Origin of the sequence: Stenotrophomonas sp. PS02289 (assembly GCF_029960115.1) — a bacterium.
Lineage (GTDB): Bacteria > Pseudomonadota > Gammaproteobacteria > Xanthomonadales > Xanthomonadaceae > Stenotrophomonas.
The window spans coordinates 1-24,898 of the sequence record NZ_JASCOZ010000057.1; the positions used below are offsets into that span (position 1 = coordinate 1).

At 66.8% G+C, this 24,898-nt stretch carries 22 protein-coding genes; 6 read left to right on the forward strand and 16 right to left on the reverse strand.

Going from position 1 to position 24,898, the window contains the following annotated elements; translation table 11 throughout:
- Positions 1–148 precede the first annotated feature (148 nt).
- The 8 genes from bamA to QMX83_RS10080 form a co-directional block, all read right to left on the reverse strand.
- Complete coding sequence (bamA, locus tag QMX83_RS10045) at positions 149–2,515, reverse strand: outer membrane protein assembly factor BamA (RefSeq protein WP_282296482.1); 2,367 nt, start codon at positions 2,513–2,515, stop codon at positions 149–151.
- A 72-nt stretch (positions 2,516–2,587) separates the two neighbouring features.
- A complete protein-coding gene (gene rseP, locus QMX83_RS10050; RefSeq protein WP_282296483.1) occupies positions 2,588–3,946 on the reverse strand; it encodes an RIP metalloprotease RseP in 1,359 nt (452 codons plus the stop codon).
- Positions 3,947–3,980: 34 nt separating this feature from the next.
- Positions 3,981–5,171, reverse strand: coding sequence for a 1-deoxy-D-xylulose-5-phosphate reductoisomerase (locus QMX83_RS10055; protein ID WP_282296485.1), 1,191 nt, complete (start codon positions 5,169–5,171; stop codon positions 3,981–3,983).
- 2 nt (positions 5,172–5,173) lie between these two features.
- The gene (locus tag QMX83_RS10060) at positions 5,174–5,998 is read right to left on the reverse strand and encodes a phosphatidate cytidylyltransferase (protein WP_282296487.1); all 825 of its coding nucleotides are present in this window, start codon (positions 5,996–5,998) and stop codon (positions 5,174–5,176) included.
- The gene (uppS, locus tag QMX83_RS10065) at positions 5,995–6,759 is read right to left on the reverse strand and encodes a polyprenyl diphosphate synthase (RefSeq protein ID WP_282296489.1); all 765 of its coding nucleotides are present in this window, start codon (positions 6,757–6,759) and stop codon (positions 5,995–5,997) included. The genes QMX83_RS10060 and uppS overlap by 4 nt, the downstream gene beginning before the upstream one ends.
- A 4-nt stretch (positions 6,760–6,763) precedes the next feature.
- Positions 6,764–7,318 carry a ribosome recycling factor gene (frr, locus tag QMX83_RS10070; protein WP_282296490.1) on the reverse strand — a complete coding sequence of 185 codons (555 nt, stop codon included), beginning with the start codon at positions 7,316–7,318 and terminating at the stop codon, positions 6,764–6,766.
- A gap of 152 nt (positions 7,319–7,470) precedes the next feature.
- Complete coding sequence (gene pyrH, locus QMX83_RS10075) at positions 7,471–8,199, reverse strand: UMP kinase (protein ID WP_282296491.1); 729 nt, start codon at positions 8,197–8,199, stop codon at positions 7,471–7,473.
- Positions 8,200–8,319: 120 nt separating this feature from the next.
- A complete protein-coding gene (locus QMX83_RS10080; RefSeq protein ID WP_282296492.1) occupies positions 8,320–9,819 on the reverse strand; it encodes a GGDEF domain-containing protein in 1,500 nt (499 codons plus the stop codon).
- 193 nt (positions 9,820–10,012) lie between these two features.
- Here QMX83_RS10080 and QMX83_RS10085 point away from each other — a divergent pair, with 193 nt between their 5' ends.
- Entirely contained in the window at positions 10,013–10,708 is a 696-nt protein-coding gene (locus QMX83_RS10085; protein ID WP_282296493.1) for an AIM24 family protein, read from the forward strand.
- A 63-nt stretch (positions 10,709–10,771) separates the two neighbouring features.
- On the opposite strand, the gene tsf is transcribed toward QMX83_RS10085, so the two are convergent.
- The 8 genes from tsf to QMX83_RS10125 all read right to left on the reverse strand — a co-directional run bounded on the left by tsf (position 10,772) and on the right by QMX83_RS10125 (position 18,554).
- Positions 10,772–11,653: a translation elongation factor Ts gene (gene tsf / locus QMX83_RS10090; RefSeq protein WP_282296494.1), complete on the reverse strand. Its 882-nt coding sequence runs from the start codon at positions 11,651–11,653 to the stop codon at positions 10,772–10,774.
- Positions 11,654–11,777: 124 nt separating this feature from the next.
- Positions 11,778–12,578 (reverse strand): 30S ribosomal protein S2, encoded by an 801-nt coding sequence (gene rpsB / locus QMX83_RS10095; protein WP_282296495.1) that lies wholly within the window; start codon positions 12,576–12,578, stop codon positions 11,778–11,780.
- Between the two features lie 213 nt (positions 12,579–12,791).
- Positions 12,792–13,508: a fimbria/pilus periplasmic chaperone gene (locus QMX83_RS10100; protein WP_282296496.1), complete on the reverse strand. Its 717-nt coding sequence runs from the start codon at positions 13,506–13,508 to the stop codon at positions 12,792–12,794.
- On the reverse strand, positions 13,487–13,774 hold the full coding sequence (locus tag QMX83_RS10105) for a hypothetical protein (protein ID WP_282296497.1): 288 nt from the start codon (positions 13,772–13,774) through the stop codon (positions 13,487–13,489). Before QMX83_RS10105 ends, QMX83_RS10100 begins: the two co-directional genes overlap by 22 nt.
- Before the next feature lie 60 nt (positions 13,775–13,834).
- A complete protein-coding gene (locus tag QMX83_RS10110) occupies positions 13,835–14,875 on the reverse strand; it encodes a spore coat U domain-containing protein (RefSeq protein ID WP_282296498.1) in 1,041 nt (346 codons plus the stop codon).
- Positions 14,872–17,259, reverse strand: a complete 2,388-nt coding sequence (locus QMX83_RS10115) for a fimbria/pilus outer membrane usher protein (RefSeq protein WP_282296499.1) — start codon at positions 17,257–17,259, stop codon at positions 14,872–14,874. The genes QMX83_RS10110 and QMX83_RS10115 overlap by 4 nt, the downstream gene beginning before the upstream one ends.
- Positions 17,260–17,266: 7 nt before the next feature.
- Positions 17,267–18,022: a molecular chaperone gene (locus tag QMX83_RS10120; RefSeq protein ID WP_282296500.1), complete on the reverse strand. Its 756-nt coding sequence runs from the start codon at positions 18,020–18,022 to the stop codon at positions 17,267–17,269.
- A 7-nt stretch (positions 18,023–18,029) separates the two neighbouring features.
- Positions 18,030–18,554: a spore coat U domain-containing protein gene (locus tag QMX83_RS10125; protein WP_282296501.1), complete on the reverse strand. Its 525-nt coding sequence runs from the start codon at positions 18,552–18,554 to the stop codon at positions 18,030–18,032.
- A 249-nt stretch (positions 18,555–18,803) separates the two neighbouring features.
- On the opposite strand from QMX83_RS10125, the gene map reads away from it, so the two are divergent.
- From map to dapE, 5 genes are read left to right on the forward strand one after another with little or no spacing between them, the layout of a single operon-like run.
- The gene (map, locus tag QMX83_RS10130; RefSeq protein ID WP_282296503.1) at positions 18,804–19,577 is read left to right on the forward strand and encodes a type I methionyl aminopeptidase; all 774 of its coding nucleotides are present in this window, start codon (positions 18,804–18,806) and stop codon (positions 19,575–19,577) included.
- A gap of 2 nt (positions 19,578–19,579) precedes the next feature.
- Entirely contained in the window at positions 19,580–22,219 is a 2,640-nt protein-coding gene (locus tag QMX83_RS10135; protein WP_282296505.1) for a [protein-PII] uridylyltransferase, read from the forward strand.
- Complete coding sequence (dapD, locus tag QMX83_RS10140) at positions 22,219–23,268, forward strand: 2,3,4,5-tetrahydropyridine-2,6-dicarboxylate N-succinyltransferase (protein ID WP_282296506.1); 1,050 nt, start codon at positions 22,219–22,221, stop codon at positions 23,266–23,268. The genes QMX83_RS10135 and dapD overlap by 1 nt, the downstream gene beginning before the upstream one ends.
- A 38-nt stretch (positions 23,269–23,306) precedes the next feature.
- On the forward strand, positions 23,307–23,669 hold the full coding sequence (locus tag QMX83_RS10145; protein WP_282296507.1) for an arsenate reductase: 363 nt from the start codon (positions 23,307–23,309) through the stop codon (positions 23,667–23,669).
- Positions 23,666–24,793: a succinyl-diaminopimelate desuccinylase gene (gene dapE, locus QMX83_RS10150; RefSeq protein ID WP_282296508.1), complete on the forward strand. Its 1,128-nt coding sequence runs from the start codon at positions 23,666–23,668 to the stop codon at positions 24,791–24,793. The genes QMX83_RS10145 and dapE overlap by 4 nt, the downstream gene beginning before the upstream one ends.
- Positions 24,794–24,898: the final 105 nt, after the last annotated feature.

Below are 24,898 nucleotides of genomic sequence, written 5' to 3' on the forward strand. Positions count from 1 at the left end.
CCTCCAGCCCACCCCGACCCGTCCCGATAGACCATCGGTGGCCACCGGAAATCAAACTCGCGCCTCCCCGCACGGAAGAACGCCGTCGCCCTACGCGCAAAAACAAAAACGCCGGGACAAGCCCGGCGATTCTGCTGTTGGCGGGGTGTTAGAACTGGCCGCCGAACGTGAACTGGAGCCTTTCAATCTCGTCGCCATCTTCCTTTTTCAGCGGGAAGGCATAGCTGATCGAGATCGGGCCCACCGGGGCGCGCCACAGCAGGGCGACACCGGTGGAGACGCGCAGTTCGTTGGCCTTGAAGTTGTCAATGCCGTTGTACACGTTGCCGAAGTCCACGAAGGCCGAAACACGGGCCGACGGGCTGTCGAACAGGCGCGGGAAGTAGGCTTCGACCGAACCGACCGTCTTCAGCGAGCCACCCAGCGGCTGGCCGCGGTTGTAGTAGTTCGTGGCCTCCGAACGCGGGCCGAGGGTGTTGTCCTCGAAGCCACGGACCGAGTTGGTACCGCCGGCGTAGAAGTTCTCGAAGAACGGCAGGCCCGACGCGGTGACCGTGCGGGTGGTGCCGTCCGGATTGGTGAGCACGCGGGAGACGTCATCGCCGTAGGAGTCACCGTAGCCCACTTCGGCGCGGGTGTTGATGACCAGCGACGGGATGATCGGCCAGTACTTGGAGATCTGGTAGTTGAGCTTGTAGTACTCCACGGTCGAACCCGGCAGCGTGCTTTCCAGGCCGACGCGCTGGTAGGTACCGCGGGTCGGCATGAAGTAGTCGTTGCGGGTGTCGCGCGCCCAGCCCAGTTCGGTGCGCCAGGAATGGAACGTGCGCTGGCCGATGGCGTCGATGTAGTCAATGATCGACTGCGGGGTCGAGCCTTGGTACGTGGTGATCTGGTTGCTGTCGATGCCCACCATCAGCGAGACGGTGTCGTTCTCGGTGATCGGCACGCCGAACACCACCTGCGCGGCACCGTTGGTGCTGTTGTACTGCGCGGTGTTGAAGTCGGAGTAATCCAGCTCGCGCCAGGACAGGTTGTAGCCCAGCGACACGCCGTCATCGGTGAAGTACGGGTTGGTGTAGCTGAAGCCGTAACGCTGCAGGTAGCTGCTGCGCGAGGCTTCGACCGACACGCGGTTGCCGCCGCCCAGGAAGTTGTTCTGCGACAGCTGCACCGAGGTGGTCATGCCGTAGGACTGCGAGTAGCCCAGGCCGAACACGAAGCTGCCCGACGTGGTTTCCTTCACGTTGTAGACCACGTCCACCTGGTCGTTGCTGCCGGTGACGGCAGGCGTTTCCACGTCCACCGACTCGAAGTAGCCCAGACGCTGCAGACGGATCTTGGAGCGGTCGATCGCGGCCTGCGAGTACCAGCTGTTTTCGAACTGGCGCATTTCACGACGCAAGACTTCGTCGGAGGTGCGGGTGTTGCCCTTGAAGATGATGCGACGCACGCCCACGCGCGGACCCGGCACGACCTGCATGTTGATCGCGACGGTCTGCTCGGCACGGTTGCTGGTCGGAATCGGATTCACCTTGGCGAAGGCGTAGCCGATGTTGGACAGCGAATTGGTGATGGTGTCCGAGCTGAATTCCAGCAGCGCACGCGAGAAGGTGTCGCCGGACTTCTGGATGACCATGCGCTCCACGTCTTCCTGCGGAAGAATGGTGTCGCCGGTGACCTTGATCTCGGAAATCTTGTACTGCTCACCTTCGGTTACGCCGGCGGTGATGAACATGTCGCGCTTGTCGGGGCTGATCGACACCTGGGTGGAGTCGATGCTGAAGTCCACGTAGCCGCGGTCCAGGTACCAGGAGTTGAGCTTTTCAAGGTCGCCGGAGAGCTTTTCCTTGGAGTACTGGTCGTCACGACGGTACCAGGATGCCCAGTTGTGCTCCTTGGATTCCCAGGTTTCCAGGATGTCCTCGGCCGGGAACTTCTCGGTACCCACCAGGTTCACGTGCTGGATCTTGGCGGCCTTGCCTTCCTTGATCGCAATGGTGATGTCCACGCGGTTGCGGTCCAGCGGGCTGACGGTCGGGGTGATCTCGACGTTGTACTTGCCACGGTCGTTGTATTGGCGGCGCAGTTCCTGGGTCACGCGATCCAGGCTCAGGCGGTCGAAGGTGCCGCCTTCGCTCAGGCCGATGTCGCTCAGGCCCTTGAGCAGCTGGTCGCTCTTGATGTCCTTGTTGCCGGTGACGGTCAGCTTGTTGATCGCTGGGCGTTCCTTGACCGTGACCACCAGGATGTCGCCCTGGCGCTGCAGCTGCACGTCCTCGAAGAAGCCGGTCTTGTACAGGGCACGGATCGATTCGCCGACCTTGCTGTCCGTCACGGTGTCGCCACGGTTCACCGGCAGGTAGGTGAACACGGTACCGGAGGTGATGCGCTGCAGACCATCGACACGGATGTCGCTGACGGTGAAGGGCTCGGCTGCCTGGGCCAGGGCCGGCACGCCGAAACCGGCGGCAAGTGCAAGGGCAAGCAGGCGGCGGTTGGGGAGTCGCGTCATGTCACGTCCGGTTGGAGTCGAATGCAATGTTGCGGGATGCCGGCGCATAAGACGACGACAAAAGGAAAAAGTTCATCGCGAAGCCAGCCCGAGGATGTCGTTGTAGAACGCCAATCCCATCAGGCCGGCCAGCAATGCCAGGCCGATGTACTGACCTGCTGCCATGGCACGCTCGCTCAGCGGGCTGCCCTTGACCAACTCAATAAGGTAATACAGCAGGTGCCCGCCGTCCAAGATCGGGATCGGCAGCAGGTTGATGATGCACAGGCTGAGCGACATCACCGCCAGGAACCACAGGAACCAATCCAGCCCGCGCTGGGCTGAAACATTGGCCACGCGGGCGATGGTGACCGGGCCGGAAACGTTCTGCAGCGAGGCCGCGCCGGTGATCATGCGACGCATCATGCCCAGCGAATCGCTGGCGGCACGGGCGGTTTCACGCAGGGCGGCGGGCAGGGCGGCCAGGGGGCCGTACTTCAGGGTGGTGTCGTAGACCGGCGCGCTGTTCTGGGGGAAGCCGACACCGATCTGCCAGGTCGGCTGGCCGCGCGCGTCCTTGCCCTGTTGCGGGGTGATTTCCAGCGCCATGCGGTCCTGTCCGCGCTGGACCTCGATCATGCCGGGGCCTCCGCGCTGACCCAGCGCGCGGACCTCGGCGGGAACCTGTTCGGCCGAATCGATGCGGACACCGTCCACGGCCAGCAACAGATCGCCGGGCATCAGCACGCCCTCGGCCGGGTGGCCGGGTTCGATCCGTTCGACCAGGGCAGGCTGTACGCGGAACTGCCAGGTGAGTCCGGCCAGCGAGGGGACCCAGCGTTCGTCGAAGCCGTCCGGCAGCTGCGACAGCGGCAGCACGCGCGTGCGCTCCTGCTGCTGGGCGTCGAGCACGGTCAGGGTGGCGTCGCGGCGGTCCATGGCGGCTGTGGTCAGGGCCATGCTGGCCTGCCCGGCGGTCACCACCTCGCGGTCATCCACGCTCAGCACGCGGTCGCCGGTCTGCAGGCCGGCGGTCTGGGCCATGCCGGTCGCGCGGCCGACGGTGGCCGAATAGTCCTGCTTGCCCAGCACGAACATCGCCCACAGCAGGGCCACGCACAGCAGCAGGTTGGCCAGGGGGCCAGCGGCGACGATGGCGATACGCTGCCAGACGCTCTTGTGGTTGAAGGCCTGGCCACGCTCGGCGGGGTGTACCTCGACCTCGCGTTCGTCCAGCATTTTCACGTAACCGCCCAGCGGAATGGCGGCGATGGCAAATTCAGTGCCGGCGCGGTTGCGGCGCATCCACAGCGGCTTGCCGAAGCCCACCGAGAAGCGCAGCACTTTCACCCCGCAGCGCCGGGCAACCCAGTAATGACCGAACTCGTGGAAGGTGACCAGCACGCCGAGGCTGACGATCATCCACCAGACAGAACCGATGAATTCACCCATGTTGGACGTCGCGGTCAAGAAGTGGGAAGGGCATTCAGTGCGTGTCGATGGCGGTTTGGGTGATCTGGCGGGCCCGCTGGTCGGCCGCCAGCAGGCTGTCCAGTGTATCGGCGGCGGTGGCCGGGAGTGTTGAAAGCGCGTTAGCGACCAGTGCCGGGATGTTCAGGAAAGCGATTCGCCCCTGAAGAAACGCTGAAACCGCAACTTCGTTGGCGGCGTTCAGGATGGCCGGAGCGGTGCCGCCCGCGGCCATTGCCTGCCAGGCCAGACGCAGGCAGGGGAAGGCATCCGTGTCAGGGGCTTCGAAATCGAGACGTCCCTGGGTCAGCAGGTCCAGTCCCGCCACGCCCGACTCGATCCGCTGTGGCCAGCCCAGGCCCACCGCGAGGGTCGTGCGCATGTCCGGCAGGCCCAGCTGGGCCAGGGTGGAACCGTCGATGAACTCCACCAGCGAATGCACCAGGCTCTGCGGGTGCACCAGCACCTCGATACGTTCGCCGGGCACGCTGAACAGATGATGGGCTTCGATGACTTCCAGACCCTTGTTCATCAAGGTGGCCGAGTCGACCGAGATCTTCGGGCCCATGCTCCACTTGGGGTGGGCCACGGCCTGGGCAGGAGTGACCTGTTCCAGTTCGGCGCGCGAACGCCCGCGGAACGGGCCGCCCGACGCGGTGAGCAGGATCCGGCGCACGCCGGCCTGGTCCAGGCTGGCATCGCGCGAGCGCAGGCACTGGAAGATCGCGCTGTGCTCGCTGTCGATCGGAATGATCTCGGCACCGGCGGCGTTGGCGCGCTGCATCAGCAGCTCACCGGCCAGGACCAGCGACTCCTTGTTGGCCAGCAGGATGCGCTTGCCGGCGCTGGCCGCGGCCAGGGTCGAAGACAGCCCCGCCGCGCCGACGATGGCGGCCACCACGGTGTCGCAGGTGTCGCTGGCGGCGAGCTGGTCGAGCGCGGCGGCACCGGCATGCGCCTGGGTCGGCAGGCCGGCCTGGCGCAGCCCGTCGCGCAGGGCGGTAAACCCCGTTTCGTCGGCGATCACCGCGTGATCGGGGCGATGGATCGCGCACAGTGCCAGCAGGGCCTGAACCTGGCTGCCGGCGGCCAGCACGCTGGCGCGGTAGCGCTCAGGATGGCGCGCGATCACATCCAGGGCGGACGCGCCGATCGAACCGGTGGCACCGAACACGGCGACCTGGCGGAGGGCTGGGAGGCTGTGCATGCTCAGAATCCGAAGATTTCCTTGCCCAGTGCGAACACCGGCAGGGCGGCCAGAACGCCGTCGATGCGGTCCAGCACCCCGCCATGACCCGGGATGATATGACCCGAGTCCTTGGCACCGGCGTGGCGCTTGATCAGGCTCTCATACAGATCACCCAGCACCGAGGCGAATACGGCCACAACCGTCGTGACCACCAGGCCGAGGACCTGGTCGGGGGTGACGCCGGCAATCCAGCCGAACACCAGCGCCACCAGCAGGCCGGCCAGCAGGCCGCCGACCAGGCCTTCCCAGGTCTTGTTGGGGCTGATGCGCGGGGCCAGCTTGGTACGACCGAAGCTGCGCCCGGCGAAGTAGGCACCGGAGTCCGCCGCCCAGACAATCGCCAGGGCGGTCAGCAGCCACAGATGGCCCTGCGTGCCGCTGGCATGGATCAGCACCAGCGCGGCCCACGCCGGCACGATCGCCAGTGAGCCGGCCAGCAGCTTGAGCGCGCGGGCATGGCTGCCCGGCTCGGCCCCGAAGGTGAAGAAGCGCAGCCACAACAGCGCCATCAGCCACCAGCCGATACCGACCAGGGCGGCGATCTGGTACAGCACCAGGGTGCCTGCATCGGCCCACACGATGAGCACCATCAGCACCAGGTTCAGCACCAGCAGCACGGTGCGGGCGAGGGTGTCTTCCACCTGGGCCAGCTTCAGCCATTCCCACAGGCCGATCAGGAATACGGCGGCGGCCGCTGCGGCCAGCCATTGGGTGGGCAGCAGCAGGATGGCGGCAATGGCAACCGGCGCCATGATCAGCGCGGCGATGACTCGGGTTTTGGTCATGGGTGGGACGTCTCGGTGGCCAGGGCGGCGATCTGGGCGCTGGTCAGGCCAAAGCGCCGTTCACGCGAGGCATAGGCGTCCAGCGCCTGCTGCAGGTGGGTGGCGTCGAACTCGGGCCACAGCACGTCGGTGAACCACAGTTCGGTGTAGGCCAGCTGCCACAGCAGGAAGTTGCTGATGCGGGTATCGCCGCCGGTGCGGATGAACAGATCGGGGGCGGGCATGTCGGCCAGGGCCACGCGGCTGCCCAGCAGTGCTTCGTCGATCTGCTCGGGAAGCAGTCGGCCGGCGGCCACTTCGGTGGCCAATTCGCGCGCGGCACGGGCGATGTCCTGGCGGCCGCCGTAGCTGGCGGCAATGCTCAGGGTCATGGCGGTGTTGTCGGCGGTGCGCTGTTCGGCCAGCTGCATGCGACTGACCAGGCCGGCACCGAAACGCTCGCGTTCGCCGATGAAGCGCACGCGCACGCCGCGCCGATGCAGCTCGTCCACTTCGCGCTCGAGCGCGTTGAGGAACAGCTTCATCAGTGCGTCGACTTCCTCGGTCGGCCGGCCCCAGTTTTCACTGGAGAAGGCAAACAGCGTCAGCGCGGCAATGCCGCGCTCGAGGCAGAAGTCGATGGTGCGATTGACCGCGCGCGCGCCGGCACGATGGCCGATCACGCGCGGGCGGCGACGCTTCTGCGCCCAGCGCCCGTTGCCATCCATGATGATGGCCAGGTGGCGGGGTACGCCGGCAGCAGGGGTCGGGGCCTGGGACATGGGCTCAGACCTGCATCAGTTCCTTTTCTTTGTCGGCGACCACCTTGTCGACATCCTTGATGGCGCTGTCGGTCAGCTTCTGGATGTCGTCTTCGCCGCGCTTCTTGTCGTCTTCGCTGATCGCCTTGTCCTTGAGCTGGGCAGCGATGGCCTTGTTGGCGTCCTGACGGATGTTGCGGATGGCGATCTTTGCGCCTTCGCCTTCCTTCTGCACCTGCTTGGCCAGCTCCTTGCGGCGCTCTTCGGTCGGTGCCGGCATGTTGATGCGGATGCTGGTGCCCAGGGTGTTCGGGGTGAACTCGGCGTTGTACAGGCCCTTCTCGATTTCCTTGATCATGCCCTTGTCGAAGGGCGTGACCAGCAGCGAGTGGGCGTCGGCATTGGAGATCGACGCGACCTGGTTCAGCGGCGTGGAGGCGTTGCCGTAGGCATTGACGACGACGCGGTCCAGCAGCGCCGGCGAGGCACGGCCGGTGCGGACCGAGGTGAGGGTGTGCTTCAGAGCGTCGATGCTCTTGGCCATGCGCGTCTGCGCGTCGTTCTTGATGTCGTTGAGCATCGCCCGAATCCTGGATGTCACAGAGAATCGGGCGATTATAGGCGAAATCCGGTGAACCAAGGCCGGTGCCGGGTGGCAGGGGCCGCGACGACCAGCGGGGTGTCTCAATACCCGGTAGGTACCGACCGTTGGTCGGTACCCGGAAACACGCATCAGGCGTTGCTGCGGCCGCGCACCAGGGTGCCGATGTTCTCGCCGTGCAGGATCTTCAGCAGCTCGCCGGGCTGGCCCATGTCGAACACGCGCAGCGGCAGGTCGCTGTCACGAGCCAGGGCAAAGGCCGCCGTGTCCATCACTTCCAGCCCGCGGGTGATCACTTCGTCGTAGGTGAGGCTGTCGAAGCGGACCGCATCGCTGTACTTGTTGGGGTCCTTGTCGTACACGCCGTCGACCTTGGTCGCCTTCAGCAGCAGGTCCGCGCCGATCTCGATGGCGCGCAGGGCGGCACCGGAGTCGGTGGTGAAGAACGGGCTGCCGACGCCGGCGGCGAAGATCACCAGACGGCCCTTTTCCAGGTGGCGGATGGCGCGGCGGCGGATGTAGTCCTCGCACACGTCGTTGATCTTGATGGCGCTCATCACGCGGGCCTTGGCCCCGAGCTTTTCCAGTGCGTCCTGCATCGCCAGCGCGTTGATCACGGTGGCCAGCATGCCCATCTGGTCGCCGGTCACGCGGTCCATGCCGCCGGCGGCCAGGCCGGCCCCGCGGAAGATGTTGCCGCCGCCGATCACCAGGGCCACTTCGGCGCCGGCCTGCTGGGCTTCAATCACTTCACGGGCCAGGCGGTTGATGACCTTGGGGTCGATGCCATAGTCCTCGTCTCCCATCAGCGCCTCCCCGGAAACTTTCAACAGGATGCGGCGATAGATGAGATTGGACATGGTGGCCTCTGGGTGCGTGGAAAACGCGGGAATTCTACTGGATGCGGCGTCAGCCGGCGTAGAAATTTTGTTGCGCCGCGGCGCAGGCCGCCGCGACGCCACCCGGCACCCGGCACCCGTTCAGGCAGGCTCGGTACCGGGCGAACGGGCGATGACCCGGTTGCGGCCCAGACTCTTGGAGCGGTACAGCACGTCGTCGGCAGCCTTGAGCAGGTCCTGGACCTCGGCAAAGCGCTCATACCCGCCCTGGGTGGCGACCCCGGCCGAGAAGGTGATGTAGAGCGGGCTGCCGCCCACCTCGGCCATCGGGGTGTTGACGATGTTGGCCAGGACCCGGCGCACCACCTCCAGCGCCACCCCTTCGGTGGTGTTGGGCAGCAGGGCGATGAACTCCTCGCCGCCGAAGCGGGCCACGGTGTCGCTGCTGCGCAGCTGTTCCTGCAGCTTGGAAGCAAAGCTGCGCAGGACTTCGTCACCCAGCAGGTGGCCGTGGGCGTCGTTGACCTTCTTGAAGTCGTCCAGATCGATGAAAGCGACCGACAGCGGCCAGCCGTGCCGGGTGGCACGGTTGAATTCCTGTTCCAGCACCGCTTCGAGCTGGCGACGGTTGAGCACGCCGGTGAGGGCATCGCGGTGGGCCTGTTCGGCCAGCCGGTTGGCACGGGCTTCAAATTCGTCCGCGCGCTGACGCGCCATCGCCGCATCCTGCATCTCGCGCAGGTTGCGCAGGGTGGCCAGCTCCTGGGCGTGGTCGATCAACTGCTGCACGCGCAGCGGTGAGGTCAGGGTGGTTTCAAACAGCGCCCCGATGTCCGGCAGGGCTTCGCTGATCCGGGCCAGTACCTGGTCGAACTGGGCGCTGTCCAGCTGCAGGGTGTCGTGGACCCGCTGCAGGGCCAGCTCGCGGGCGGCATCGGCATCGGTGCTGAGCCAGATGTCGGCGACCGCGCCGGAGACCGCCACGCAGGCCTGGAACTTGTCTTCGGTGGCTTCCGGCGATTCGCTGCGGGCGATGGCGTCCACCAGGTAGCGCGGCAGGTCCCACTGCTCGGCCATCCAGGCACCGACCTCGGCGTGGGTGCAGTCCAGCTGCTCCCGCTCCAGTTCCAGCAACTGGTCGTTGTCCGTGGCGGCGCGCAGCACCGGCAGGTAGCGGTCCGGTTCGCTCTGGGCCAGGACCAGGATGCCGATGTCCTGCAGCAGGCCGGCCAGCATCAGCTCTTCCGCCTTGCGCAGGCCGCGGGCCTGGCCCAGCAGGCTGGCTGCCAGCGCACTGAGGATGCTGCGCCGCCAGGCGCGCTCACGCACGTCCTGGCCCTGGCCGGGGGCGGTCAGGTCACGGGTGACGGTGAAGCCCAGGGCGAGGCTGACGGTGGCATTCAGGCCGAGCATGGTCAGCGCCTGGCCGAGGTTCTCGATCCGCCGGCGGCTTGCGTACAGCGGCGAATTGGCGATGCGCAACATGCGCGCGCTCAACGCCATGTCGATGCCGATGATATCGGCAGCGGTGGTGATGTCCGCTTCCGGGTTCTGCGCCAGCTCGATGATGCGCAGGGCGATTCCGGGCGGCGAGGGCAGGTTGCGGCAGAGCGCCAGGGCGGCAGTCAGCTCGGGAGACATGGCAGGAACACTAAGGTGATGTGGCAAGAATACATGGGGTGCGTCACAGATTTGAGTCGTAGTGCTTGCCATGTCCGGATTCGTGAGATTCGTCACCCTGGATTTGAGAAAAGGGTGGCCTCCTGATCTCTTTGTTAACACATCCGCCCAACCTGTACCATGCGCGCACTCACTTAAAAGGAAGTTGCTGCCGATGGCTGTGAAGTCGCTCAAGGAATTCCTGGCGTCCACGCAGGAAAAAGACCTCAGTGCCGATGCGTTCGAACTGGAAAGTCCCTACATGCTCGAAGTCCGGCTGGATGGGCGGGTGTGGTCCAAGTCCGGGGCGATGGTGGCGCGCAAGGGGGCGGTGAAGTTCACCCGCGAGGGCGTGCTGGAGCGCGGCGTGGGCAATCTGCTCAAGAAGCTGGCCACCGGCGAGGGTCTGCGCCTGATGAAGGTCGAGGGGCAGGGGCGGGTCTATCTGGCCGACATGGGCAAGAAGATCACCCTGCTGCGGCTGGAAGGCGACTCGGTGTTCGTCAATGGCAACGACGTGCTGGCCTTCGAGGACGGCATCGATTCGCAGATCACGATGATGCGCAAGGTGGCCGGTATGCTGGCGGGCGGGCTGTTCAACATCCGCCTGAGCGGTCACGGCATCGTGGCAATCACCTCGCACTACGAGCCCATGACCCTCCCGGTGAACGCGCAGACCGGTCCGATCTTCACCGACCCGAACTCGACCGTGGCCTGGTCGGGCTCGCTGACCCCGGAAGTCGTCACCGACATCTCGCTGGGCACGCTGCTGGGCCGGGGCTCGGGCGAGACCCTGCAGTTGAAGTTCGCCGGCGAAGGCTGGGTGGTCGTACAGCCCTACGAAGAAGTCACCTTGCTGGCCAAGTCCTGATTCAAGGGGCACAAAAAAACCCGGCTTTCGCCGGGTTTTTTCGTTATCGCGTCAAGGCGAAAATCAGGCCAGACCGGCCTGCTTCATCACTTCGGCGGCGTAGTCTTCCACCACCTTCTCGATGCCTTCGCCCACGACCAGCAGCTGGAAGCCGGTCACGTCGGCCTTGGCAGCGGTGACGACCTGCTCGACGGTCTTGTCGCCGTCCAGCACGTACGACTGGCCGTACAGGGTCACTTCGCTGACGATCTTGTTGATCTTGCCGCTGATGATCTTTTCCAGGATTTCGGCCGGCTTGGACTTGTCCTTCTCGGACATCTTGGCCAGTTCGATTTCCTTTTCCTTCGCCACGAACTCGGCCGGCACGTCGGCCGCCTTGTTGTGCGGCGGCTTCATGGCAGCCACGTGCATGGCCAGGCCACGGGCCAGCTCGACGTCGCCGCCGACCAGTTCGACCAGCACGCCGACCTTGCCGTTGGTGTGCACGTAGGCACCGATGTTGCCGGTGGTTTCGGCCTTGACCAGGCGACGGATCTGGATGTTTTCACCCAGAGTCTGGATCGCGGTGGCGCGGGCTTCTTCCACGGTCTGGCCGGAAGCCAGGGTGGCGGACTTCAGGGCTTCCACGTCGGCAGCGCCCGAGGCCAGTGCGGCAGCGGCGACGGCGTCGACGAAGTTCTTGAAGTTGGAGTCGTTGGCGACGAAGTCGGTTTCCGAGTTGACTTCGACCAGCACGGCCTTGCCGCCGTCCTGGGCCAGGCCCAGACGGCCTTCGGCGGCCACGCGGTCAGCCTTCTTGTCGGCCTTGGCAGCGCCGGACTTGCGCAGGGCTTCAGCAGCAGCGTTGATGTCGCCGCCGTTTTCAGCCAGCGCCTTCTTGCACTCCATCATGCCGGCGCCAGTGCGCTCGCGCAGTTCCTTGACCAGGGAAGCAGTGATTTCCACGGGAATTCCTCACATAAGAAAGGGGTTGGGCCGGCATGGTGGCCGGCCCGTGTGACAAAGACCCTGTCGCGCCTGCGGCAGCAGACAGGGCGCGGTGGGTGCGGACACCCACCGCAGGCCGGAATCAGGCCTCGGTACCCTTGTCGGCAGCGGCCTTCTTGGCCGGAGCGCGACGGGCCGGCTTGGCTTCTTCAGCCGCCGCTTCGGTGAACTCTTCTTCACGGACGCTGGCAGCGTGCGGAGCAGCAGCCTTGCCTTCCAGCACGGCGTCAGCAGCGGCGCGAGCGTACAGCTGCACGGCGCGGATGGCGTCGTCGTTGCCCGGGATCGCGTAGTCGACCAGTTCCGGGTTGTAGTTGGTGTCAACCACGGCGATCACCGGGATGCCGAGCTTCTTGGCTTCCTTGATGGCGATGTCTTCGTGGCCGATGTCGATGACGAAGATGGCGTCCGGCAGACGGTTCATGTCCTTGATGCCGCCCAGCGAGGCTTCCAGCTTGTCGCGCTCGCGACGCAGGCCCAGCACTTCGTGCTTGACCAGCTTGTCGAAGGTGCCGTCGGTTTCGCCGGCTTCCAGTTCCTTCAGGCGGGCAACCGACTGCTTGACGGTACGGAAGTTGGTCAGGGTGCCGCCCAGCCAACGCTGGTTCATGTACGGCATGCCGCAACGCTCGGCTTCTTCACGGATCGATTCGCGGGCGCTGCGCTTGGTGCCCAGGAACAGGATGGTGCCGCGCTTCTGGGCAACGCTGGAAATGAAGTTCATCGCGTCGTTGAAGAGCGGAACGGTCTTTTCCAGGTTGATGATGTGGATCTTGCCGCGGGCGCCGAAGATGTACTGGCCCATCTTGGGGTTCCAGTAACGGGTCTGGTGGCCGAAGTGGACGCCGGCTTCCAGCATCTGACGCATGGTGACCTGGGGCATTGCAAAACTCCTGAAGGGGAACCGGCCGCCACGGAAAGGGAATGGGCGGTCCGCCGCGAGGCGGGAGGTTCCGGGGTTGGGCTTCCCTGTTGCTTCCGTGACCGAACTCCTTGCGGAGCACCCCGGCACGAATGGGGGCAACAGGTGTGTATTCACCGGTGACGTCCGGTGTTGACGGGTTCCAGGCCACGAGGGCGCGGGAAATCCAGTCGATTATAGCCCGCTGGTCTGGCTCGGCGCAAATACGGGGTCCAGCGGAGCCAGCAGAGCAGGGGCGTCCTGGCCGAGCCGGGCGCTGAAACGCCCGTCCGCGTAGGTCGCTGCTGCTCCGGGAAGGGGCCAGCGGCGAGTCTGGCCGGCCAGCACGTAGCCGGAAAGGCCAGGCAGCAGCGGCAGCGTCGCGCCCCCCGTAGGCTCGAACGCGAGGTCGGACAGGCGGGCGTGGTGCGCGCCGGCATTGTACAGCTCGAGCATCGCCGGGCCGGGGCCGGCCAGCACCCGCACCGCCAGCGCCGGGCCGGCGCTGCGCCCGGCAGCGGCGACAAACACCGGCAGCGAGATCTGCACGGCTGGGCTGTTCTGCCCGGCGCGCAGCACCAGCCGGTAGCTCTGCTCGGTGGTCGGCGTGGCCGCGGACCAGACCAGTCGTACGCGCTGCCGGCCGTGTGCCGGCAGGCGCAGTTCGGACGGGCTGACGGCCAGCACCTCGGCCGGTTCCAGCCGTTCTTGCTCGGCGCTCTGGGCCCAGTGGTAAAGACGGGCCTGTCCCTGCCAGGGCTGGTCGCTGTCGTTGTACAGCCACACGCTGTCATCGCGCTGGCCGGGAGCCAGGGTGACCGACAACGGCGAGACTTCCAGCGCCTGCGCAGCGTTGCTGGCAGCGAGCAGCACGCAGGCGGCCAGCTCTTTCAGAAGGTCAGGGTGTGCCATGCGCGCTGTGCGTCAGGGCCGGCATCCATCGGCGGGGTCAATGCCTGCACCTGGGGCGGCGTTGGTGTGTCAGCGTCGCTGCGGCGGTGCGGGGTGGCGCAGGCGGCGGGCCGTGCGCCGGCGTCCAGCCGGCAGGCATCCACGATCTTCAGCTGGATGCGCAGCGGCACCGGAGCCGGAGCCGGCTCAGCGGATCGCGCGGCGGCGGGCGGGGGCAGGGCGGCCGTCAGCAGGACGGCACACAGCATGATGGGGAGGCGGGGCATGGGCGAATGCAGGCGAAGGCTCGCATTCGGTATCGGCCCGCCGTCGGCCTGCTTGAGCGCCTAGTAGGTGATGGTGACCTTGATCTGGTCGCTGTAGCTGCCGGCGGCGACCGGCCCGCTGGTCGGGGGCGCACGTCCGTACACGGTGAGTACCTGCGCGCTGCCGGTACCGGTGCCGCTGACCAGGTCGACATTGGCGGTGCTGCCCCAGCGTTGGCTGCGTGTGCTTTCCCGATAGAGTTCGTAGGGGATGAACCAGGCGCTGTTGGTGGTATGCCGCATCCGCCTGACCGTGCCGTTGGCATACAGGCCGTTGTCCAGCGCGATGGTGTAGGCGGTGCGGTTCAGGCAGGTCAGCCCGATCGTCGAGGTACGGTCGATGTTGCCGGTGATGGCTCCGGCGTTGCTGCCGAAGTCCATGTCCGTGGTGACATAGGCGCTGCACTGCGGCAGCACCGTGGCGGTGACGGTGAACGGGAAGCCGCCGGTGGCGGTTTTGTTGCCGGCCACGCCCGCCGTGGTGGTGCAGGCGGCCGGCGCGGTGGCGGTGCCCAGCAGGACTTCGTTGAACGCGTACTGCAGGCGTACGTCGGCCCCGCTGAAGCTGGTGCTGTAGTTGCCCGCTGACAAGGTCTGGCTGGCCGGCACCTGACCGTAGATGGTCACCGTGACCGCGCCGCTGCCGCCGGTCAGCAGCGGCACCGAGTAATTGAGGTCCACCACGAGCGGGGCCGGCGTTGCCCCCGGTGTGAGTCCCCAGATGACGTTGTTGGACGCGCTGGTGTACAGCTGGAAATTCATGGCATCGCCGTTGGCATTGGTCATCCGCCGCAGCGGCGAAATCGCCACGCCGGTCGTCCCCACACCGATGCCGATGCAGGCCCGCACCGAGGCCGTGGCCAGCAGGCTGAGCGCGGCGGTGTTGCAGGTGATGGTGAAGCTGGTGCTGGTCGGAGTGGGGCTGCCGGCGGCATTGGCCACGTTGCCGAAGGCCGCCGTTACCGGTGTGCTGGTGGTGCAGGTGGTGTCGGCGCGCGCGGTGCCTGCCAGCAGGCTTCCGGCGAAAAACAACAACATTCCCAGGAGCAGTCGCGGGCTCATGGCGTCGCGTCCGGCTGGCAGCGCAGCGGGCCCAGCCGCACCGGTCCACTGCCGGCAGCACTGGCCAGTGGCACCTCCACCACGCAGCGGCCGTCAGGCGTGTCCACGTCCAGCCGTGCGCGCGTGGGCAGGTCTTCCAGATACACCTCGCCGTCGTAGCCCACGGTCGCGCTGCGCTGGTCGGGCAGGCGCACCTGGCTGCCGGCTGGCAGTGGCTGGTCTTGCGCGTCATGCAGCACCAGGGTGATCGCACGGACGCGGCGCAGTCCGAAGCTCACGCCCAGCCCCGCGCTCTGCCGCGGTGTGACCTGAGTGTCCACCCGCTCGGCGCGCATGTCGGCGGGCAGGTCCAGGGTGTCGATCGACAGCCGATTGCGCTGCCACGACAGCAGCGGCGTCACCAGCAGCAGACCATTGCGGTCGGTGACGCCGATCGGCCGGTTTTCCAACCGCACCGGCACCCCGGCCACGCCATCGGTGGAGACCACCGCGAAGGCGTCCGGTACTTCGCGCGCGGCAAACACGTGGCCGCCCATCCACACCAGGCTGCCGCTGGCATTGGCGTAGGCGAAGGTGCTGTCGCCCTGGCGTGCGGCACCGGCGGAGTAGCGGCCCACCCGGTTCAGCCAACCCACTTCGGCGAGCCCGCCGGTGCCGTCGTCACCGTGCCGCGCCTGCACGCGCCAGCCATAACCGCCCTGGCTGCCGTCGCCCGGGACCGGTTGCGAGACATCCACCGTGTACAGGTTGCGGTCGCCGTTGCGCTGCAGGGCCAGATTGCTTTGACGGTTGCGGCCAAGGCTGGCCGATACCGACAGATAAATGCTGCGGTCGGCGCTCTCGTCCAGGTTCTGGTTGAACGAGGCATAGGCCGACCAGCGGTCGGAGAACGTGCGGTTCCAGAACACACTGGCATAGCGGCGGTCGTCGCCGTCCGGGTAGGACAGGCGCAGGTAGCTGGCACTGAGTGACCCCAGTCGACCCAGGCTGGCCCCGGCGGTGACCTGGTCAGTCACATCCGGCGGGCGTGCGCCCTGCAGGCTGCCCAGGTCCTGGAAGTCACCGTGGGTGCGCAGGGTCGAGGCGTTGAGGTTGAACACCCGGTTGTTCCAGCTGTACCCCAGTGACCACTGGCCGCCGTCGCGGCCATCGCGGCGGCTGTGGGCGTAAGAGGCATTGAGCACGCCGGCCAGGCCGAGCTGCCACCAGCCGCCGGCCCCGGCACTGGCGATGCCGCCGCCGCCTTCGGCATGCAGTTCGGCGGTGAAGCGGTTGCTGACCCCGCGTCGCCAGGTCGCGCTGCCGACCGTGGCGTCGTCATACGCGAACGAGCGGATCCCGTAGTCGCGACGCATGCGGCCGATGCCGGCCGACCAGTCTGAAAGGCCCTCGGCCAGCAGCTGCTGGGTGCCGTAGAAGGAAAAATCCAGAGTCTGCATGCGGCCATAGGCATCGGTGATCACCACCTGCGCATTGCCGGTGCCGCTGATGCCGGGTTGTGCGCCGAGCTGGAACGGGCCGACCGGCACCTCGCCGTTGTACTGGCGCAGCCCGTCCACGTACAACTCCACGGTCGAGGGCACCACGGCCTCGCCCAGGAAGCTGGGGGTCGGGGTCAACACCCGGTAAGGCTGCAATCCGTAATTGCGACCGATCTGGATGCCGCCCATCCGCACGGGGCGGCTCCAGTCGACGAAGCCGCTGAAAAAGTCGCCGACGGTCAGGGTCAATGCCTGGTCGGGGAAGTCCACTTCCCAGCGGCTGTCCAGGCGCACGCTCTCACCGCGCCAGCCGCCGCCATTGCCCTCCTGGAAGGTGCGCAGCAGCTGGCTGCTGCGCAGCACGCCGCGGCCCAGCCCGAACACGCGCGCTTCCGCGGTGAGCGCGAGGTTGCCGGCGTCCTCATTCTGACTGGCATACACGTCGTAGTTGAGCAGCGCGCCTGGCGAGGCGCTGGCCACCGGTGTGGTCTCGCGCACCTGGCCGATCTCGGTGGTCGGCAGGTCCAGCTGCTCCAGTGGCACCTCCAGCGCCAGGGTCTGCATGGACGCGTCATAGCGCACCACCACGCCGCTGATCTGCTCGAGAGGCACCGGTGCATCGCCCCGCGCACCGAATCCGAGCTGGCGCAGTACCGCCGGGTCGGCGCGCAGCTGGCCAGCCGATTCGGTGAACGGCAGCAGGCCGCGCGGGGTGCCGTTGAGGGTGACGTCCAGATACAGCGTCTGCGGCGCGGTCAGGGGTGTGGGCGCAGGCAACATCACGTCGTCCGCCGCACCGATCGTCCCGGTCTCGTACCCACTGTCGGCCGGTGCCGTGGCCGCGCGCGCCTCGGCCGCGAGCATTCCCGGCGAGACCGCAGCAGCAGCCAAAGCGGCGCGCATGCAGGCCTCAGCGAGCCGGTGGCGTCGCAGGCAGTGGCGTGGCTTGCGAAGCGCCATTGATTTTTGCCGATAGGCTTGCCGCGTCGAGGCGGGCAGCCGGAAGCTCCAGCGGCCAGCGCATGGTCTGGCCGCTGAGGACGTAGCCGACCAAGCCTGGCTTGAAGATCTGCGGGCGCTCCAGGGGGCCGGTCGCCAGGTCCGCCAGTTGCGCATAGCCGGTCCCCCGGTTGTGCACTTCCAGAGCCAGGCTGCCGTCGGGCTGGGTCAACAGCGTGGCCTGAAGATCCGGCTTGCCTTCGGGATTCGCCTCGGGTTGCACGAACACTGGCAGGGAATAGCGCAGCACGAACTGCATGCCTTGCCGATTGGGGTCGAGGTCCGGAACTTCGTCGACGATCACCCGATAGGACAGCTGCTCGCCCGGCGGCTCCGGCTTCTGGCGGACCACGCGGATCAGCTGCTGCTGCCCGGCGGCGAGCGCCTGCATGGGCGGGCTGAGCACCAGGTCGGTAGTCTGTTCCAACTCGTCGCGGCCATCGCGCTGGGTCCAGCGGAACACCCTGGCCTGCACGTCCACTGGCGTGGTGCCGCTGTTGCTGATCCATAACTCCTCGGCGTTCTGGCGGGGGCCGAGCTGCAGGGAGGTCGGGGCCACCTGCAGGCTGGCTGCCTGGCTGCCGGCGGCGAGGACCATGCTTACCGCGGCGAAGGCGCAGCCATACACGGCGGACGCCCGTGATCGGGTCCGTTCGAATGCCGACATGGCGACCTCAGTAGGTGATGGTGGCGGTGACGGTGTCCTGGTAGTTACCGGTCGCGGCGTTGTTCACGCTCGGATTGGCGACCTGGCCGTAGATGGGGTAGGCCTGTGCCGCACCGTTGCCGGTGCCGGCCACGGTGTTGGTGCCGGCGGTGGCCCCCCACACGGTGGTACGGGTGGCATTGGAGTAGAGCTGGTAGCCAACGAAGTTGTTGGTGGTGACCGCCGAATTGGTGTTGATCATGCGCCGGGTGGTCACGTCATTGGCGGTGCCGGCATTGGAGCCTGCATTCAACGCGATGGTGTAGGGCGTGAGCGCCGAACACTGGGCGGTTACCGACCCCTGCGCGTTGGACGGCGTGGTCGCGGTGGACAGGGCCGAGCCGAAATCCACGTCGGTGGCGGCCGCGGCGGTGATCGTGCACGCCTTGGTGATGATGATGCGCACGTTGAACGTGGTGGTATCAGCGGCCAGGGCAGGGGACGCCAGGGCCAACAGGGTCAAGCTGAACAGCGCAGGTCGAAGGGATCGCATGAGTCTTCTCCTTGGACGGGGGTCCTGGATGAACGAGTCGATACCGCCGTGGGGCCGGGGGAGGCGCGCCGGAGGGCGCTGGCTTCCTTATAAATGCGCGGTCGTGGGCGAAACGTGACGAAAACTGGCCGCTTTTCGCATTTTCTACGTTCACCCGGCCGCGCCGAGGAGTGGCCGAGGCGAGGCGGGTTGGGACAAACTGCCCTTCAGCCCGTTCAGACAGGCCCCGGATCGGCGATAATGGCCGCCATGAGCGTGAATCTGAAAACCCCCGAGGAAATCGAAATGATGCGCGTCGCCGGCCGCCTGGCCAGCGAAGTGCTCGACATCGTCACCCCGCACGTGAAGCCGGGCGTGACCACTGAAGAGCTTGACCGCATCTGCCACGACCACATCATCAACGTGCAGAAGGCCACGCCGGCCAACGTCGGCTACCGCGGCTTCCCGAAAACGGTCTGCACGTCGGTCAACAACGTCATCTGTCACGGCATCCCCAGCGAGGGCAAGGTCCTGAAGGAAGGCGACATCGTCAACATCGACGTGACCGTCATCAAGGATGGCTGGCACGGCGATACCAGCCGCATGTACTTCGTCGGCACGCCGTCGGTGATGGCGCGCCGTCTGGTCGATGTGACCTACCAGGCCATGTGGGCCGGGATCCGCGCGGTCAAGCCGGGAGCCACCCTGGGCGACATCGGCCATGCGATCCAGAGCCTGGCCGAGGCCGAGCGCTTCAGCGTGGTGCGCGAGTACTGCGGTCACGGCATCGGCAAGGTCTATCACGACGAGCCGCAGGTGGTGCATTACGGCCGGCCCGGTCAGGGTCTGGTGCTGCAGCCGGGCATGACCTTCACGATCGAACCGATGATCAATGAAGGCACCCGTTACAACAAGGTGCTGCCGGACGGCTGGACCGTGGTCACCAAGGACCGGAAGCTGTCGGCGCAGTGGGAGCACATGATCGCGGTCACCGAGACCGGCGTGGACGTGCTGACCCTCTCGCCCGGCGAATCGCAGGTCTGAGCATGTTGCCGGCGAGCCCTGTCCTGGACGCGCCGGCCGATGCCGTCGCCGACCCCGAGTGGGCGGCGCTGGCCCGGCAGAGCCTGCAACAGGCGGATGCCCGCCTGTACCGCCGCTTTGACCAGGGCGACAACATCGAGCGCCTGCTGGCGCTGCGCGCCCGCGCTGCCGACCACCTGATCCGCCTGGCCTGGCAGCGTTGCCTGCCGGCCGACGCCGGCCTGGCGCTGTTTGCGGTGGGCGGCTATGGGCGCGGCGAGTTGTTCCCACGTTCGGATATCGACGTGCTGGTGTTCGGAGACGCCAGCGCCCAGCACCGGCATGAGGCAGCCCTGGCGCGCCTGTTCGCGCTGCTCTGGGACTGCGGCCTGCCGGTCAGTCACGCGGTGCGCTCGGCGCACGACTGCGTGACCGCCAGTGCCGACCAGACCGTGTTCACCGCCTTGCTGGAATCGCGCCCGCTGGTCGCCGACGACGCCGCGCGGCAATCGCTGAAGCGGGCCATCAACGACGACTCGCTGTGGCCGCCGCGCGAATTCTTCGTGGCCAAGCGCGACGAACTGCTGGCCCGTCATCAGCGCTTCGGCGATACCGCCGACAACCTGGAGCCGGACATCAAGGATGGCCCCGGTGGTCTGCGCGATCTCAATACCCTGGGCTGGATGGCGCTGCGCGCGTTTGGCGTGCGCGAACTGGAGGCCCTGGTCGGGCTGGGGCATCTGGGCCTGGACGAAGCCGCGGCCCTGCGCCGCGAGCGTTGCGCACTGGCGCAGCTGCGCTTTGGCCTGCACCTGGTGGCCAACCGGCCGGAGGAACGGCTGCGCTTCGACTATCAGAAGACGCTGGCCGCGCGCCTGGGTTTCCATGATGACGTGGAAAGCCTGGCGGTGGAAAAAATGATGCAGGGGTTCTACCGCAGCGCCACGGTGGTGCGTCGGATCAGCGACCGCCTGCTGCAGCGCTTCGAGGAACAGTTCGACGGCGAGGCCGTGCCCGAACCGGTCAGCGTCGGTTTCTCGCTGCGCCGGGGCTACCTGGCGGCCAATGATCCGCAGTGGCCGCAAGGGGATATCCAGCAGGTGTTCGCGTTGTTCGCCAGCTGGGCGTACAACCCGGAGGTGCGCGGCCTGCATTCGCTGACCGCGCGCGCGCTGGCCGAATCGCTGGCGGTGCTGCCGGCCTACACCGAGGCCAGCGTCGACGCCCGTGGGCAGTTCATGGCCCTCATGCGCAGCCCGCGCGCGGTGGACACGCTGGCGCGCATGGCGCGACTGGGCGTGCTCGGCCAGTGGATTCCGGCGTTCGCGCAGGTGTCCGGGCGCATGCAGTTCGACCTGTTCCATGTGTACACCGTGGACCAGCACACGCTGATGGTCCTGCGCAACATCGGCCTGTTCGCCAGCAGCCGCGCCGACGAGCGCTTCTCCATCGCGCATGAAGTATGGCCGCGGCTGCGCAAGCCGGAACTGCTGCTGCTGGCTGGCCTGTTCCATGACATCGCCAAGGGCCGTGGCGGTGACCATTCCGAACTCGGCGCGGTGGACGCGCGCGAATTCTGCCAGGCCCATGGGCTGAGCACGTCCGACACCGAGCTGGTCGCCTGGCTGGTCGAGCAGCACCTGCGCATGTCGGTGACCGCACAGAAGCAGGACATTTCCGATCCGGACGTGATCCATCGCTTCGCCTCGCTGGTGGCCAGCCGTGACCGCCTCGATTACCTGTACCTGCTGACCTGCGCCGATATCGCCGGCACCAGCCCCAAGCTCTGGAATGCATGGAAGGACCGTCTGCTGGCCGACCTGTACTTCGCTGCACGCCGCGCATTGCGCGACGGCCTGGAAAACCAGATGCCGGCCGCCGAGCGTGTGCAGGAAGCACGTGATTCGGTGCGCGCGCTGGTGCGCGAGCGCGGCTACGACGATGCCACCATCGACCGCCAGTTCACCGTGATGCCGGACGAGAGCTTCATCCGTCTGCGTCCCGAACAGCTGGCCTGGCAGGCCGCTGCGCTGGTCCCGATCAAGCAGGGCCAGACCCTGGTCAAGGTGCGCCGGCTGACCCCGGACGACGATGCGCTGGAAGTGTTCGTGCACTCGCCGGACCGGGATGGCCTGTTCGCTGCGATCGTGATGACCCTCGACCGCAAGGGCTATGGCATTCACCGCGCGCGCGTGCTCGACGGCCCGATGGACACCATCTTCGATACCTTCGAAGTGACCCCTGCCGACAGCTTCGCCGACGGCGACGCCCCGCGTCTGGAAGCGGCGCTGCGCGAAGCGCTGTCCGGTGATCTGACCCGGCTGCGTCCGTCGCGCCGGGTCATTCCGCGTCAGCTGCGGCATTTCCGTTTCGCCCCGCGGATCGAGTTCCGCGATGCCAGCGACAACGAAGCCGGCAGCACCCGCTTCAGCCTGGTGGCCCCGGATCGTCCCGGGCTGCTGGCCGATGTGGCCTTCGTACTGCGCAACCAGGGCCTGCGTGTGCATGACGCACGCATTGCCACCTTCGGCGAACGCGCCGAAGACATGTTCGTGATCAGTGACGAACACGACCAACCTTTGACTGAAACCGCCCGGCAGCAGCTGCATGACGCGATGCTGACCTGCCTGGACCCTGATCGAAAAGCCGGAGAAACTCCCTGATGGCCACCAAGCCTGCCAAGAAGACCGCCGCGAAGACCGCAGCGGCCAAGAAGACTGCTGCCGTTGCACCGGCTGTGAAAAAGCCCGCAGCGAAGAAGGCTGTGGCTGCCGCGAAGAAAGCGCCGGCGAAGAAGGCCGCTGCCAGTGCAGCCGAGACCGCCGCCAAGCGTGCCGAAACCATCGCCCGCAAGTCGCTGCGCAAGCCGGCCGCGCCCGGTGTGGAAGAGCTCAAGTTCGGCATTGAAAGCGCCTTCGAGCGCCGCGCCATGCTGACCCTGCACGAGATCGAAGGCTCGACCAAGCCGCTGGTCAACCGCGTCATCGATGGGCTGGAAACCGGCGAGTTCCGTGTTGCCGAGCCCGATGGCCACGGTGGCTGGAAGGTCAATGAGTGGCTGAAGAAGGCGGTGCTGCTGTACTTCCGCGTCAACGACATGGGCGTGGTGGACGCGCGTCCGGCCCCGTTCTGGGACAAGGTGGAGTCGCGCTTCGCCGGTTTCGACGAGGCGAAGTTCCGTCGCGCCGGCGTGCGCGTGGTGCCGGGTGCGATCGCGCGCCGTGGCAGCTACTTCGGCAAGGACGTCGTGCTGATGCCCAGCTTCACCAACATTGGTGCCTACGTGGGCGAGGGCACCATGGTCGACACCTGGGCCACGGTGGGTTCGTGCGCGCAGATCGGCAAGCACTGCCACCTGTCCGGCGGTGCCGGCATCGGCGGCGTGCTGGAACCGCTGCAGGCCAGCCCGACCATCATTGAAGACCACTGCTTCATCGGTGCACGTTCGGAAGTGGTGGAAGGGGTCGTGGTCGGCCACCACAGCGTGATCGGCATGGGCGTGTTCCTCAGCCAGAGCACCCGCATCTACAACCGTGCCACCGGCGAGATCAGCTATGGCTACATCCCGCCGTACAGCGTGGTGGTGTCCGGTTCGCTGCCGAGCAAGGACGGTACGCACTCGCTGTACTGTGCGGTGATCGTCAAGCAGGTCGATGCCAAGACCCGCAGCAAGACCAGCGTCAACGACCTGCTGCGCGGCCTGGCCGACTGAGTGGCCTCATCCAGATCGACGCAGTGCGGAGTTGCAGCATGACCACCACCTTGTACGGATTGAAGAACTGCGACACCTGCAAGAAGGCCACCAAGTGGCTGGACCGCTTCGGTGTGGCGTACACCTTCGTGGATTACCGCGACAACAAGCCCACGCCTGAGACGCTGCTGGAGTGGGCGGCGCAGCTGGGCGGGCTGGGCGCGATGGTCAACAAGTCGTCCACCACCTGGCGGCAGCTGCCGGACAACCGCAAGGCAGCCGCGTCTGACGCGGAGTGGAAGCTGCTGCTGCGCGAGTACCCGCAGCTGATCAAGCGGCCGGTGGTGGTCACCGCCGACGGCAAGGTCAGTCAAGGTTTCAGCGACAACGGGTTCAAGCAGCGGTTCGGGGTGGGGGCATGAACGATGTCGTCGCGCTGACCTGTGAACTGATCGCGCGGCCGTCGGTGACGCCGGACGATGCAGGTTGCCAGGCCTTGCTGGCCGACCGCCTGCAGGCGGCTGGCTTTGCCTGTGAGCACCTGCGGCTGGGCGAGGTCGACAATCTGTGGGCGACGCATGGCACCGGTGCGCCGGTGCTGGTGTTGCTGGGCCACACGGACGTGGTGCCGCCGGGCCCGCGCGAGGCGTGGGCCAGCGATCCGTTCGCGCCAGAGGTGCGTGATGGCGTTCTGTACGGACGCGGCGCGGCGGACATGAAAGGCAGCGTAGCGGCATTCGTGGTGGCAGCCGAGCAGTTCGTGGCGGCGCATCCGGGGCATCCGGGCACGCTGGCGGTGTTGCTGACCAGCGACGAAGAGGGCGATGCGATCGACGGCGTGCGTCGGGTGGCCGACCTGTTCCGCGAACGCGGGCAGGGAATCGACTGGTGCATCACCGGCGAGCCGTCGTCGACGGCGGTGCTGGGTGACCTGCTGCGGGTGGGACGTCGCGGCAGTCTGTCGGGCACGCTGACGGTAAAGGGCGTGCAGGGTCACGTGGCGTATCCGCACAAGGCACGCAACCCGATTCATCTGGCGGCGCCGGCACTGGCGGCATTGACCGCGCGGCACTGGGACGACGGCTTCGAAAGCTTCCCGCCGACGAGCCTGCAGGTCTCCAACATCCACGCCGGCACGGGTGCGAACAACGTGATTCCGGGCGAACTGCAGGTGCTGTTCAATCTGCGCTACAACCCGCACTGGAACGCGCCGAAGCTGGAATCGGCGATCACCGCGATGCTGGACGCGCACGCGCTGGACTACACGCTGAAGTGGCACCGCAGCGGCGAGCCGTTCTACACCCCGGAAGGCACGCTGCGCAGCGTGGCCCGCGACGTACTGGGTGAGTTCGCCGGCGCAGCCCCGGAAGAAAGCACCGGCGGTGGCACCTCCGACGCCCGCTTCATCGCGCCATTGGGCGCGCAGTGCATCGAAGTCGGCCCGGTCAACGCCTCCATCCACCAGGTCAACGAGAACGTCTCCGTCGCCGACCTGCAAGCCCTGCCAGCCCTCTACCAGCGCCTGATTGAGCGCCTGCTGGCCTGACGTTCTGATTGCACGATCTCCATGTCGCCGGGCTTCGCCCGGCTGCTGTTGGACTCAGGCGAACAGCCCTCGGCGGGTGGTCTACGTGTTGGGGCGGGTCGGGGT